This window comes from Bacillus sp. NS1 (assembly GCF_058248265.1).
Genome location: NZ_JBZAZF010000004.1, coordinates 223,444 through 238,216, shown reverse-complemented (window position 1 = coordinate 238,216; position 14,773 = coordinate 223,444). Strand labels below are relative to the sequence as shown.

At 46.9% G+C, this 14,773-nt stretch carries 3 protein-coding genes; all 3 read left to right on the top strand.

What is annotated here, in order from left to right; all coding sequences use genetic code 11:
- The first annotated feature begins 18 nt into the window (after window positions 1-18).
- The 3 genes from AC4CV5_RS16775 to AC4CV5_RS16765 are packed head-to-tail and all read left to right on the top strand — an operon-like array spanning window position 19 to window position 14,772.
- On the top strand, window positions 19-2,688 hold the full coding sequence (locus AC4CV5_RS16775; RefSeq protein ID WP_490923324.1) for a non-ribosomal peptide synthetase: 2,670 nt from the start codon (window positions 19-21) through the stop codon (window positions 2,686-2,688).
- Window positions 2,681-7,201, top strand: coding sequence for an SDR family NAD(P)-dependent oxidoreductase (locus AC4CV5_RS16770; RefSeq protein ID WP_490923323.1), 4,521 nt, complete (start codon window positions 2,681-2,683; stop codon window positions 7,199-7,201). The genes AC4CV5_RS16775 and AC4CV5_RS16770 overlap by 8 nt, the downstream gene beginning before the upstream one ends.
- A 17-nt stretch (window positions 7,202-7,218) precedes the next feature.
- A complete protein-coding gene (locus AC4CV5_RS16765) occupies window positions 7,219-14,772 on the top strand; it encodes a type I polyketide synthase (RefSeq protein WP_490923322.1) in 7,554 nt (2,517 codons plus the stop codon).
- Window position 14,773 lies beyond the last annotated feature (1 nt).

Sequence of the window (14,773 nt, the reverse complement as noted above, 5' to 3'; positions counted from 1 at the left end):
AGAAATAGGTGAATAACAATGAACCAAACCGATGTCTTTCAATTGAAAACCGCAGCTCTTGAAAAAGTGAAGGAGCGGCAATATTGGACTTCTCTATTATCTCAAATCCCGTCGGACTGCCGTTTTCCTTATGATTCACAGCTTCTTGATCAAAACGATGAAGAAGCTTCAATAACTTTTTCATTCCCGGCTCAGCTGGAAAAGGCCATCTTAAAGGCATCCGGAGCTTCAGATTTGCGTATGTTTATCATTTTTATGACTGCGGCAGTCACATTGCTGCACAGGTACAGCGGAAGGACGAATATCATGGCGTCGGCCCCTGTGTTAAGACAGCGGGAAACACAGCCGGTGATCAATGATCTTCTTCCGCTGCTGGTGAAAATCAATTCTTCTATGAGTTTCAGAGACTGTCTAGAGCATGTGAAACAAGCTTTTCAAGAAGTGTATGCCCATCAAAATTATCCTGTGAAAATACTATTGGACGAGCTTCATCCTTTGCATAAAAAAGGGGAGCCCCGCTTCGGCATTTCCCTTGCTATGAATGATCTTCAGCAGCCGTCGTCTTTGAAAGCGCTGGACACGAATATGCTTATTTCCATTCAGCGTGATGAAGGGACATTGACTGGAAAGTTGAGCTGGAATTTGAAACATTACACATTCGATACTGCTGAACGGATAGCCGGCCATTTTTGCATGCTGGCGGACCGGGCTTTGTCGGCGCCTGAGACTCTGGTCTCTGAGCTGCAGTTACTTTCTCATGAGGAGAGAGAAAGAATCATTACGACATTTAATCACACAAATCAGCCTTATCCGAAAGAAAAATCGATTGTCGATCTCTTCAAAGAACAGGCAGTTCTCAAACCTAATCAGCCTGCAATCGTGTATGAAGATGTCAGCTTCACATACGGTGAGGCTGATGAATTGTCAGACCGGGTTGCTGCTTTTTTGATAAAAGAAGGTGTTCGTCATGAGGAGCCTGTGGGGCTGATGGTTCATCGCTCGGCAGAAATGGTTATTGGCATATTAGGCATATTGAAAGCAGGATGTCCTTATTTGCCGATAGATGTAAATATGCCGTCCGAACGGATGGATTATATGCTGAAAAACAGCGGTTCGCGGTTTGTGATCACGAACGAGGATCATGACATTTCTGCTGAGAATCAAAAAAGCTTATTTATAGAGGAAATGATGAAATTTGAAGGGGCGGCGGAGCATGGGCTTCTGCCGTTTCCTGAAAATCTCGCTTATGTGCTGTATACATCAGGGACAACGGGAAAACCGAAAGGCGTGATGGTGGAGCATCGTCAAGTCGTCAATTTAGTATATGGCATAGACAGCCTTCATTTTCAGCCATTTTCACAAGAGCATCTCCGCATCGGCATGCTTGCTTCACATATTTTTGACGCATCCGTGCAAACGATATTTCCGGCAGTGCTTCTTGGACACACCTTATATATTGCACCGGATCATGCAAGGATGGATGGAAAGCAGCTGTGGTCTTTTTATGAGGAGAACCGCATTCATATTTCAGATGCGACACCCTCTCATTTGCGCCTAATGATCAAAGCCGCTGAGAAAGAGCCGCATCACGTTGACAAATTGAAGTTAATAATGGCTGGCGGCGAAATTCTGCCGCCCCAATTGGTTCAGCAATATTTACAAACGTTTCGGGCTAATAAGCCGATAATGACAAATAATTACGGTCCGACGGAATGTACTGTACAGTCAGCGGCTTTTACCATACCAGAGTCTTGGAATGAAGCCGTCGTACCGATCGGCAGGCCGATGCCGAATGAACAGATTTATATTTTGGATCATTGCGGACAGCCTGTGCCCATTGGCGTATACGGAGAACTGTGCATTGCCGGAGACGGGGTGGCAAGAGGATATATCTGTCAGCCAGAGCTGACGGCAGAAAAATTTACAGAACCGCAGCATATTCCTGCCGGCAAGCTTTATCATACCGGCGACTTGGCGAGATGGCGTTCTGACGGCTTAATCGAATTTTTTGGCAGGTATGATGATCAAGTAAAAATAAGAGGATTCAGAGTAGAGCTTGATGAGATTAGAAAAGCCTTGCTTGATTACCGGGAGTCGGGACAAATCATTCATGACGCGGTGATTATTCCAGTTCAAAAGGAATCAGATGATCAGTTTCTTGTGGCGTATCTCATTTCCGATCAAAAACTGAAAACTCGAAAAATGAGAGGGCTTTTAGCAGAAAAGCTGCCGGGTTATATGATTCCGAGACGATTCATTCGCGTGGACTCATTTCCAATGAACCTGTCAGGGAAGCTTGATCTCAAGGCGCTCCCAGATCCTATGGAAGAGCCTGAATCTAACGAGCAGGTCATAAAACCGCACAATGAAACTGAGAAAAAACTGGTTTCCATTTTTGCTGCCATTTTGAATATACCTGGATCTGATATCAGCATGGAAGATAACTTTTTTGATATCGGCGGAAACTCATTTCACATTGTAGAATTATCGAACAAATTGAAAGAGCAGTTTGGACAAGAGCTGTCTGTTGTTCAGCTGTTTCAATATACATCCGTATCGGCAATAGCAGCCCAGCTCAGCCGGCAGACGGAGTCTGAGGGTTCTCAGGCAAATGCTGAGAGTGTTGAAGAGGCAGCGGAAGATTTAGAAAATGTCGCACAACTGTTAGGCGGGATTTCTGATGAGTAAAACAACAGGCTTAGAAATAGCGGTTATCGGAATGGCTTGCCGTTTCCCCGGTGCCAAAAATATTGAAGAGTTTTGGGAGAATATCAAAACGGGCACGGAATCCATTACATTTTTCTCAAAAGAAGAGCTTATGGAAGCCGGTGTGCCTAAAGAACAGCTCGATCATAAGCATTATGTCAGGGCCAAAGGAAAAGTAGACCGGCATGACCACTTTGACGCAGCGTTTTTCGGCTACTCACAGCGCGAAGCTGAGGTAATGGACCCGCAAGTGCGCATGTTTCATGAAGTCGCGTGGGAATCCCTTGAAAACGCCGGCTACAATCCCGAAACCTATTCACAGCCTATCGGCTTATTCGGCGCTGCGTCTGCGAATTTGTACTGGCAGGCAAGTTCAATGCTGCTGAGAAGCAGCAGTTCTTCTGAGCAGTTTGCTGCTGTTCAGTTGACGGACAAGGATTTTATGAATACACAAATTTCTTACAAATTGAATTTGAAAGGGCCGAGTATCGCAGTGGATACAGCCTGTTCATCTTCTCTGACCGCTGTGCATCTCGCATCCAGAGCTTTGCTTACCGGCGACTGCAAAATGGCGCTCGCCGGAGGAGTAACGGTGACTTGTCCCCATAAAAAGGGCTATATGTATCAAGAAGGGATGATTATGTCGCCGGACGGCCGCTGCCGCGCATTTGACGCGGAAGCAAAAGGGACAGTCGGGGGTGAAGGCTGCGGTATTGTAGTGCTGAAAACTTTAAAGCAGGCGCTGAAGGATCAAGATCATATTTACGCTGTCATTAAAGGATCAGCATATAACAATGACGGCAGCCGTAAAGTCGGTTACACCGCGCCAAGTATCGAAGGGCAGGCAGCTGTCATTAGAAAAGCACTGAACATCAGCCGTATAGAGTCCGAAAGTATTTCTTATGTTGAAGCGCATGGCACGGGCACCTCGTTAGGAGATCCAGTTGAAATAGAGGCACTTAAACAAGCGTTTCAAACAGAAAAGAAGCAATTCTGCGCGATCGGCTCTGTTAAAACAAATATCGGTCATTTGGATTCCGCCGCGGGAATTGCGGGGTTTATTAAAACGGCGCTGAGTCTCAAAGCGAGAACCCTGCCGCCAAGCCTTCATTACAAAAAGTCCAATCCTAAAATTGATTTTGAAAACAGTCCTTTTTATGTCAGCACATCAGCAAAACAATGGACAGCATCTGACCGGATGTTTCGAGCGGGCGTCAGTTCCTTTGGGATCGGCGGCACGAATGTTCATGTTGTCATGGAGGAGCCTCCGATGAAGGAAAGACGTCATCAAGAGGATCATGAAGACTGCCTTATGCTTATTTCTGCCCGATCTGAAAAAGCTGCAATGAAGGCCGCGGATCAGGTCAAGCAATTTATAAAAGAGAATGAAGAGGTACCGCTCCAAGACGTTTCATATACACTGCAAGAGGGCCGCAGGCATTTTCAGTATCGTCAGGCATTTACGGCGGGTCCTTTAGGGATAACAAGCGATATGGAAAATTCCTCAATAGCGCTGGAGAAGCCGGCAGTTGTCTTTATGTTTTCCGGGCAAGGCTCTCAATACGTCAATATGGGGAAGCAACTGTATGAAATGGAGCCCGTATTCCAGGAGGAGCTGGAGCGCTGTTTTACCATTCTGCAAGCTGAGGAAGGACTCAATATTAGAAGCATCATGTTTCCGGCTAATGAAGCAGAAAGCAAAGAAGCCGAACAGCTTATCCATGAAACCTCATATACGCAGCCTATTTTATTTTCCTTTGAATATGCGCTGGCGTCCTTCTTGAGCAAAAAAGGTTTAAAACCGCAATACATGATTGGCCACAGCATAGGGGAATTAACGGCAGCCTGTCTGTCAGGCATTTGTTCATTGGAAGACGCGCTTCATATGGTTGCGATGAGAGGCCAGTTGATGCAGGAAATGCCGGAGGGAGAAATGTTGAGCGTCAGACTGTCTAGGAGAGAGACAGAAATGGAATTGACAGAGGGGGTTGAGCTGTCGGCTTCAAACAGCTCTGATTTATCGGTTGTATCAGGTCTTATGGAGCCAATCAATGCTTTTGCCGCGCGCCTTCAGTCAAAAGGAGTGGCAATTCAGCACTTAAAAACGTCCCATGCGTTTCATTCAAGCATGATGAAGCCGGCGGCATCTCGTTTTGCTGATAGTCTGCAAGATATGGAATTCCAAGTACCTGGCCTTCCGTTTATTTCAAATGTGACAGGCGATTGGATACAAGCAGAGCAGGCCACAGATCCGAAATACTGGGCTTCGCAAATCATGGAAAAGGTTGATTTTCATTCAGGGCTGAACACACTTTTACAAATGGGCAATGTTGTATTTGTTGAGATCGGACCAGGGAATACGTTGACGCAGTTTGTGAGAAAACATGAGGGTTTTATGACGGAGCAACATGCTGCGGTAAACATGATCAGGCATCCAAAGGAAGTATCGTCTGATCGTGTCTATCTGTTAAACCGCATCGGCAGGCTTTGGACGCATGGTGTAAACATGAACTGGGAGCACTTTCGCCAGGGGGGCTCATACGAAAGGATCCCGCTTCCGACTTATCCTTTTGAGCATCAAGTATTTCCCGATCCGCAAACATCTCAGGGCGGGATGGAAGAAAAGATCAAAAACGAATTGAAATTAAACGTTGCTTCAAGTGAAAAACAGCTTCCTTTTGATAAGTGGTTTTCCGTTCCGTTCTGGGAACGAATGGAACCAGTCAATGAGACATTCACTCATCAAGGAAAGAGGATACTTGTCTTTGAAGAAAACAGTGATGTCAGCCAATATCTCCTAAAACAGCAAGCGGAAGCCGTGTCTGTCCAGCCGGGTGATCACTTTGCGGAAAAAGACAGAAACACGTTTAAGGTAAACCATCGTGATACGGCCCACTTTCGGAAGCTGCTGGATGAACTGAATGCAAGGGGGTTTATCCCCGATGAAATCATCTGGATGTGGCTGCAAGACTGTGATTGTCGTGATGGAGATATTGCAGAGCACACAATAGCCGGTTATCTTCCTCTCCTTGATCTTGTCCGTTTACTTGGAACAGAGAGCAACAAAAGATTCAGCATGACCGTAGTGACCAATCAAGCTCACGATGTGACGGGAATGGAGGATCTTCAGCCTCATCAGGCTGCGCTGACCGGAGTCTGTTTGACCATTCCGCAAGAGTATAAGCAGATCAGCTGTAAAGCTGTTGATCTTTGTCTGGACCACGGTCAATCAAGCTGGCCTGAAATGATTTCTTATGAACTTAAAAAAGAGGATGATCAGCCTATTGTGGCTTATCGGGGAAACAGCAGATGGATTCGGCAGGCGAAGCAGCCGGGCAAGCAAGATGAGATTGATATGGCCGGCAATCTCAGGCATAAAGGAGTTTATATCATTACAGGCGGCCTTGGCGGGATCGGATTATCTCTTGCATCTCATTTAGCTGAAACAGTTCAAGCAAAGATTGTGCTGCTAAGCCGGACAGGACTGCCCGATAAACTGAGAGCAAATGACGATACTGCCAAAAAACTCAAAGCTGTGGAAGAACTCGAGAAGGCTGGAGCTGAGGTGCTGGTATTACAGGCGGATATTTCAGACGAAACAGAGCTTCAAAAAGCCTTGCAAACGGCAGAATCTCGTTTCGGACAAGCCATTCATGGCGTTATTCATGCAGCGGGCATTCCTGATGGCAAAGTGATTCACGCAAGGACACCAGACGATGAGAGGCATATGGCTAAGGCCAAAATAACAGGAACCGCTCTGTTAAGAAAAGCGCTTAGAAACAAACAGCCGGACTTCTTCTTCATTTGTTCCTCTCTAGTTTCATTTTTAGGAGCGGGGGGCCAAGTCGGCTACGCTGCATCAAACGCATTCTTGGACAGTTATGCTCACGCATGCCGAAAAGAAGGTGAAAACATGGTGACGGTTAACTGGGACCGTTGGGAACAAGTAGGGATGGCATATGAATCAGAAACGGCAGCCATTCTTTCGAAGATAGCGGACAAAGAGGAGCAACACCAAGGAATCCTGCCGGCTCAAGGAGCGAAAGCGTTTATGAGAGCTTTGCAGCTGCGCTACCCGCAAGTCCTGATTTCGCTGCAGGATGTAAACAAACGAATGAAAGACAGCTATGTGAAAGAGGATAGACAAACCGCAGCGCATGTGCTGACAAAAGACCGCTTGGACACACTTGAAGAAAGGTTAATGAATATTTTCAAAGATTATTTTCATTCTGAGACAGATGTAAATATGAATTTCTTTGAATTAGGAGCCTCTTCACTTGATCTGCTTCAGGTGAGCGGGAGAATCAAAAAAGAGCTTGGCGTGGATATCCCGGTTGTGATGATGTATGCCCACCCGACGGTTGCAGCATTAACCCAAGCCGTCAAAGCACAGCAAAGCGGTGATGACTTACACATAAAAGGAATAGAGCCAGATCGCCAAAAAGCCATAAATGAAGGGAAAAACCGGCGAAAACAGCGAATGAGACGAAAATAGATGGGAGGCTGATTTCCATGGCTGACGAGAAACAATGGACAGAAACAGGACTGGAAATAGCGGTAGTCGGTATGGCGGGCAAGTTTCCAGGCGCGGCAAATATTGATGAGTATTGGAGCAACATTTCAAAAGGAATAGAATCTGTCACTCAATTTACCGATGAAGAATTAAAAGACGCCGGGGTAGATGAGACGCTGCTTCGTCAAGAGGCATATGTAAAAGCAAAACCGATCATCGATGAGGTTTCTGACTTCGACGCGGAGTTTTTCGGCTATTCACCGAGAGAAGCTGCCTTGATGGATCCGCAAATCAGACTCATGCATGAATGTACCTGGGAAGCGCTTGAGCATGCGGGCTGTGACGCTGAACGATTTAACGGGCTGATCGGGCTGTATGCTGGTGCTTCCAGCAATTTGTCCTGGATGGGCCGTCATATGTCTTCTCTTCATAAGAATGAAGACGCTTTTCAAATCATGCATTTAAATGATTCGTCGTTTGCGTCACGAATCGCTTATAAACTTAATTTGAAAGGGCCGAGTGTATCAGTTCAAACCGCTTGCTCGACTTCTCTTGTCGCGATACATATGGCGTGTCAGGGCTTGATTGGAGGAGAATGTGACCTTGCATTAGCCGGAGGTGTTACCCTGAGCCTGCCGCATATATCTGGGTACCTTTATCAGGAAGGAATGATCTATTCAGCAGATGGTCATTGCCGCCCGTTTGACGAAAAGGCGAACGGAACCATTTTTGGTGAAGGAGCCGGAGTGGTGGCGTTAAAGCGATTGAAAGACGCACAAGCTGAGGGTGATGTGATTTATGCGGTCATCAAGGGCTCTGCAATTAATAATGATGGAAACAATAAGGCTGGGTATACGGCTCCAAGTGCTGAAGGGCAGGCGAATGTCATTGCCACAGCTATGGAGATGGCGGAAACGGAACCGGAAAGCATTGGTTATGTTGAGGCCCACGGGACAGGAACGCCTGTCGGAGATCCGATTGAAATTGAGGCGCTGACCCGTGCTTTCAATACAGATAAAAAAGCATATTGCCGAATTGGTTCTGTCAAAGCGAATATCGGGCACCTGGACGCCGCCTCCGGGGTAGCGGGATTTATAAAAACCGTTATGATGCTCCATCATAAAATGCTGCCGCCCGCTTTTCACTATCAAAAATCGAACCCGCGCATTAAGTTTGAGAACACGCCGTTTTTTGTCAATACAGAGCTGACTGAATGGGAATCTCTGCAAGGGCCGAGAAGAGCCGGCGTGAGCGCCTTTGGAATCGGCGGCGCTAATGCTCACGTTGTCCTTGAAGAGCCTCCATCTCTTACTGACGAAATGCCAGCCGGCGGTCCTGAGCTCGTTGTTCTTTCTGCGAGAACAAGACAGGAGCTTACCCGTTCAATGGATCAATTGGCTGATTTTCTTCGCCGGAACCCGGAAGCGCCGCTGCCAGCCATAGCCCGTACGTTACAGCTTGGCAGAAAGCAATTCCAGTACAGAATCTCCTTTGTTGCTTCACATCAAAAGGATCTTCTTGATCAGCTTTCTGAACATCGGCATAAAAAACAAATCACCGAATCGGCGGTTGTTCCAAGCAGCACCATGTTTGTATTTGCGGGAGACGTTCAAGAGGGCTTTGGCCGATATGCGCAGCTGTACCGCACGGAAAACCTGTTCAAAAAAGAAGTCGATGCTTGCCTTGAAAAGGTGCAAAATGCTTTTCAGCAGGATGTACTCAGCTTCTTTAAAGCATGTATTTCTGCTCCAGAAACGTACCAGGAAGAGGAAAATCTAGGATTGGTCCATGCGTTGTCGTTCATCATGGAATACGCCGCAGTCCGTTTCTTACAGCACATCGGCATAACACCAGACCGCTTTATCGGGCGGGGATTCGGGGAGTTTACGGCGGCATGTGCGGCAGGGATGTTTTCCTTTGAAGAAGGGGCCGCAGCCGCATATAAACGCGGAGAGTTAATCAACATGTCTCCGGCAGGTAAAATGCTCGGTGTCAGCCTGTCAGAACCGGATATCGTTCAATACTTAGAAAAATCATTGTCCCTTGCGCTGATTGATGAGCGGTATTGTGCCGTCTCCGGTTTGCCAGAGGATGTGTATCGGCTGAAGGCGCGGCTTGAACAAGAAGGGATAGCTGCTGAGTTACTTGATGGGGATATTGCGTATCAATCGGATCTGCTGGTCGACGCTGCGGAAGAATTCATGCACTTCCTTGGCACGCTGGACATGAAGTCACCAGACATTCCAGTCGTTTCATCTGTCACTGGAAAAGTGATAACAGATGACGAAGCAGCGGATGCCAGTTATTGGGCCGGCCAAATCTGCAAGCCGATACGGTTTTTTGAACACATCTCGTCTTGTTTGCGGGAGGAACCTGCTGTTTGCATAGACCTGCGTTTGACTCAGGGGGCATCAGTGTTTACAGAGCGTCAATCAATTGGCATGACAGGTGATCTCGGCACACAAGGACACACAGACGTTTTAAAGTTACATATATACGGAGCGTTGTGGAGTCTCGGGTCTGGGGTTGATTTCAGCGTCCTGCATGAACCTCAGCATAATAAAAGGTTAGCTCTGCCGACTTACCCTTTTACAAAGCAGCATTTCCCGTTGCCTGACGGCTTAGCACTGGCTGAACTTGAAGAAGATGAGCCTCGCAAGCCGGCAGAACCGTTTCGTGCAATGCCGTTATCTGCTATTGAAAAGACAATCAGAGAAATTGTCATAAAGCATTTTGGATTCAATGAGCTTAACGATGATGCGCCGTTTTTTGAGCTGGGGGCTACGTCGCTTGATATCTCTCAATTAGCGGCAAAATTAACAGATCATCTGAAATGGAAGGTGGAACCAGTTCTGCTTTATCAATTTGCCGCAGTTCGCAGCCTGGCGAAGCATCTTCATCAACAGGTTCAAACGAAGGCCGGGCAGCCAGAAATGACGCAGCATCAAAAGGTGTCGCAAAGCCGTCCGAACGGTCAGGGATCTGATATCGCGATTATCGGTATGGCAGGGCGTTTTCCGGGAGCCGGCAATTTGGATGAGTTTTGGAATAATCTCGTAAACGGCAAAGAATCTATCAGCTTCTTTACGGATGAAGAATTAAAAGCGTCAGGCATTGATGATCAGCTCTTGCAGCACCCCGATTATGTAAAAGCGAAGGGGATCATCGAGGACTCTGATATGTTTGATGCGGATTTTTTCCAATATTCCTCTAGAGAAGCAGAATTGATGGATCCGCAATTCAGGCTTTTACATGAATGTGCCTGGGAGGCCTTAGAAGATGCGGGCTGCAACCCTGAGCGGACAACAGGGAAAATCGGCGTCTACACTGGGACAAGTCCGAACCTCGAATGGATTACACGTTTCGCAGGGAAACTGGATGGGACTGAACAGTTTAGCTCCATGCTGCTAAATGACAGAGAATTTTTCAGTACCCAGCTTGCTTATAAATTAAACCTGCATGGGCCGAGCATCACAATGCAAACAGCCTGCTCCACTTCTTTAGTCAATATTGGAGCGGCATGTCAAGCACTGCAGAACGGAGCATGTGACGCGGCGCTTGCGGGAGGCGTAACTGTCAGCACCCCTTTGCGGTCAGGCTATGTTTATCAGGATGGCATGATTCAATCACCTGATGGGCATTGCCGTCCTTTTGATGAGGATGCAGGCGGTACAGTTTTTGGCGATGGCGCGGGGATTGTCGTTTTAAAAAGATATGAGGACGCCGTTAAAGAAGGGCACACCATTTATGCGGTCATAAAAGGGGTCGGAATGAATAATGACGGAAGCCGAAAAGTCGGTTTTACCGCCCCGAGCGTAGAAGGCCAGGCCGAAGTGTTAAAGAATGCATACGAGAATGCAGGGATTGACCCGAACACAGTAGGGTATATCGAAGCTCACGGAACCGGTACAAAAATGGGTGATCCAATCGAAATGGAAGCCCTGAGCCAGGTTTTTAAAAGTGACAAGCCAATGTCGATTCCTATCGGGTCAGTGAAAAGCAATGTCGGACATTTAAACAGCGCTGCCGGCATTGCCGGACTCTTTAAGGCCGTTTTATCGCTAAAACATAAAACAATTTTGCCAAGCTTGAACTACACGACACCTAATCCGCATATTCATTTTGACCGGACGCCATTTTATGTCAATACCGAGGCGGCATACTGGAAGGAATCCGTTGATCCAAGGCGGGCGGGTGTCAGCTCCTTCGGAATTGGCGGCACAAATGCGCACATTGTACTGGAAGAAGAGCCGGAGTCAGGCAGAGAAGCTTCCGAGAGCCAGCGGCATTTGCTAGTTCTGTCAGCAAAAACAGACACAGCATTGGAGCAGATGACAAATCGATTGAAGGAATTTCTTCGAACGCATTCAAACGTTCCGTTAGAGGATGTGGCATACACCCTGCAAGTTGGCAGAAAACAATTTTCATACCGAAAAGCGGTCGTGCTGTCAAAATCAACGGAATGGGAAAGCGGTGCAGAGCTCACAGCCTATCAAAGACACAGCAGGCGCCCGGCTGCCTTTATGTTCTCCGGGCAAGGCTCTCAGTATATTGATATGATGAAAGATTTATATGAAGCTGAACCTGTATTTCAGAAAGAAGCGGACCGCTGTTTTGCTTTCGCACAGAAGTCACATCAAATTGATTTGAAGGCGATCGTCTTCCCAGATTCAAATGATGGGGCGAAGCTGACGGAGACCGCTGTTGTGCAGCCGCTGCTATTCATCTTTGAATACGCGCTCGCAAAGCTGCTGCAAAGTGCAGGCATCTCACCGGATTATATGATTGGACACAGCATTGGTGAATACACTGCTGCATGCCTGTCCGGCGTGTTCGCATTAGACACGGCTTTAACGCTCGTAATGGAGCGGGGAAGGCTGATGCAGCAGCTGGAATCTGGAGCAATGATGAGTGTTCAGCTATCAGAGGAAGAGCTGCAGCCTCTGCTTACGAACAGTCTGTCACTTGCGGCTGTCAATGCTCATGACTTATGCGTAGTATCCGGAAAAAGCGAAGACATTGAGACGTTTGCGGTTCTCCTTGAAGAAAAGGGCGTTGCCGGCCGCCAGCTGCATACTTCTCACGCTTTTCATTCTTATATGATGGAACCCATTCTTGAGGAATTTGCCGCGATTGTAAAGCAACAGGATATGAACACCCCTCGGATTCCATTTGTTTCGAATGTAACGGGAACATGGATAACTCCGGAACAAGCAGCAGACCCGGCTTATTGGTCTCAGCACTTAAGAGGCACAGTCCGCTTCCATGAAGGATTAGAACAGATTTTGAGTGACGATAACGTTCTGTTAATAGAAGTCGGACCGGGCAGCACATTAAGCACATTTGCCAGAAGGCACAAGAAGAGATCTAGCCAGCATGACATCGTCAATCTCGTCAGACATGTTCAAGAACCAGCGCATGATCATTCCTACTTCTTAAAGAAATTAGGCCAGCTTTGGGTCTGCGGATGTGAAATTGACTGGAGGCAGTATGGCGGTGATAAGCCTAAGCGTCTGATATCGCTTCCGCCTTATCCTTTTGAGAGAAAACGCTATTGGATAGAAGCCGCTGACAATGCGGCTGCTTTCACCGCAGTTGATGAATGGAATAAAAAGAAACCGATGGATCAATGGTTCTATTTGCCGTCATGGGATAGAAAGATCAAGTCCGCTGACAGCCGAAAGAAAGAGCAGCCAGCTGAAAGCGGAAAAACACTGGTTTTCCATGAAGGAACAGCCTTTGGAGATCGGCTGGTGCAATCGATACGCCGCCAAGGACATGAGACCGTAATTGTCACGAGAGACCGGCAATTCAAAAAAATAAACAGCGGATTGTATGTCATCAATCCAGCTGATGGGACACATTATGAGCGTTTATTTTCTTCACTTGCTTCAGACGGGCTACTTCCAAACTGTATGATGCATCTGTGGAGCGTTTCGGAGCAAGGGGAATCCTTCAAAACTTTCAGCACATACAGTGAAAACGGCTATTACAGTTTGATTTTTACTGCACAGGCGGCATCTAATCAAAAACAAATGAACGAATGTAACATGTTTGTGCTGACAAGCGGGATTCATGAGGTGACTGGAGAAGAACAAATCAATGCTGAAAAATCGACGATTTTGGGGCCGTTGAAAGTCATCCCGCAGGAATATAACCATTTGAAATGCTGGAACATCGACATTCCTCCTTTACCGGATACATTGACATGGAAAGAAGAGGAGTTGATTGACCAAATTCTGACGGAAACTGATACTGCGGGTGAAGATCAAATTATTGCATACCGAAACCGCCGCCGATGGGTGCAGATGTATCAGCCTGTTCAGTTAAATAAAGCGACCGGCTTGCCGAATATGATCCGCCCGAAAGGTGTTTATCTTATTACGGGAGGGCTTGGCGGAATCGGATTTGTGTTATCAAAGCTGCTTGCACAAGAAGGAAACGTCCGTCTAATTCTGACAGGAAGAAGTGAACTTCCGCAGCGCAGCCAGTGGGAAAGCTGGTGCGAGAAACATGAGGAAGATGATCCGATTACCGCGAAAATCCTGAAAATAAAAGAATTGGAACGGTTAGGTGCAAAGGTGACAGCTCTTCAGGCAGATGCGGGAAGCCTGTCGGATATGCAGGCTGTTATGAGAAAGGTTCATACTGAGTTTGGCCAGCTGAACGGCGTCTTTCACGCTGCAGGGCTTCCGGGAAGTTCGTCTTTCAGGGCGATAACAGATATACCTGCAACGATTGAAGGCGGAGAAGACCAGTTCCAGTCTAAAGTTAGAGGATTGAAAGTGCTTGAATCTCTATTAGAAAACGAAACTATAGATTTTTGTTTCTTATTTTCATCGATTAGTGCTTTGCTTGGAGGTCTCGGTTTCTCAGCTTACTCTGCAGCGAATATTTATATGGATGCTTTTGCGGCGAGGGTGAATCAGCGCAGCAAGACTCCTTGGGTTTGCGTGAACTGGGATGCATGGAACTTCTGGGGCCAGCTTGAATCTACTATCGGAGAATCTATTGCTGAACTTGCCATTTTGCCTGAAGAAGGAGCAGCTCTTTTTCAATATGTGCTGTCAGATATCAACAATCGCCATTTATTAGTTTCAACAGGTGATTTGGGATACAGAATGAAGCAATGGATATCCATGAATGCCGATAGCATAGCGAAAGAGGAGAAAAAGACGGGCGCCTTACACACCCGACCTGAATTGAATAATCCATATGTCGCTCCCCGCAACAAAACAGAACAGGTCATATGCGGCATTTGGCAAGATTTCATGGGTCTGGAGCAAGTCGGCATACATGATAACTTTTTTGATTTGGGAGCCAGCTCTTTAGACATTGTACAAGTGACAAACCGTTTAAATAAAGAATTGGGAACCAACGAGGCTGTGGTGACTTTATTCACATACCCGTCTGTAGCTGCTTTAGCGCAATTTATCGGTCCTGATCAAGAGGAAAGTGAAGAGGAGAAAGAAGAAATGGCAGCTGTATCCAAGGGACGAAGAAAAACGCGGATACGCAATCAGCGAGATAAAAGATTGAGAGGCGGCGAATAGA

Excerpts from the sequence above, each read along its gene's own strand:
- AC4CV5_RS16775 (WP_490923324.1), top strand. The coding sequence starts at position 19 with ATGAACCAAACCGATGTCTTTCAATTGAAAACCGCAGCTCTTGAAAAA.
- AC4CV5_RS16770 (WP_490923323.1), top strand. The coding sequence starts at position 2,681 with ATGAGTAAAACAACAGGCTTAGAAATAGCGGTTATCGGAATGGCTTGC.
- AC4CV5_RS16765 (WP_490923322.1), top strand. The coding sequence starts at position 7,219 with ATGGCTGACGAGAAACAATGGACAGAAACAGGACTGGAAATAGCGGTA.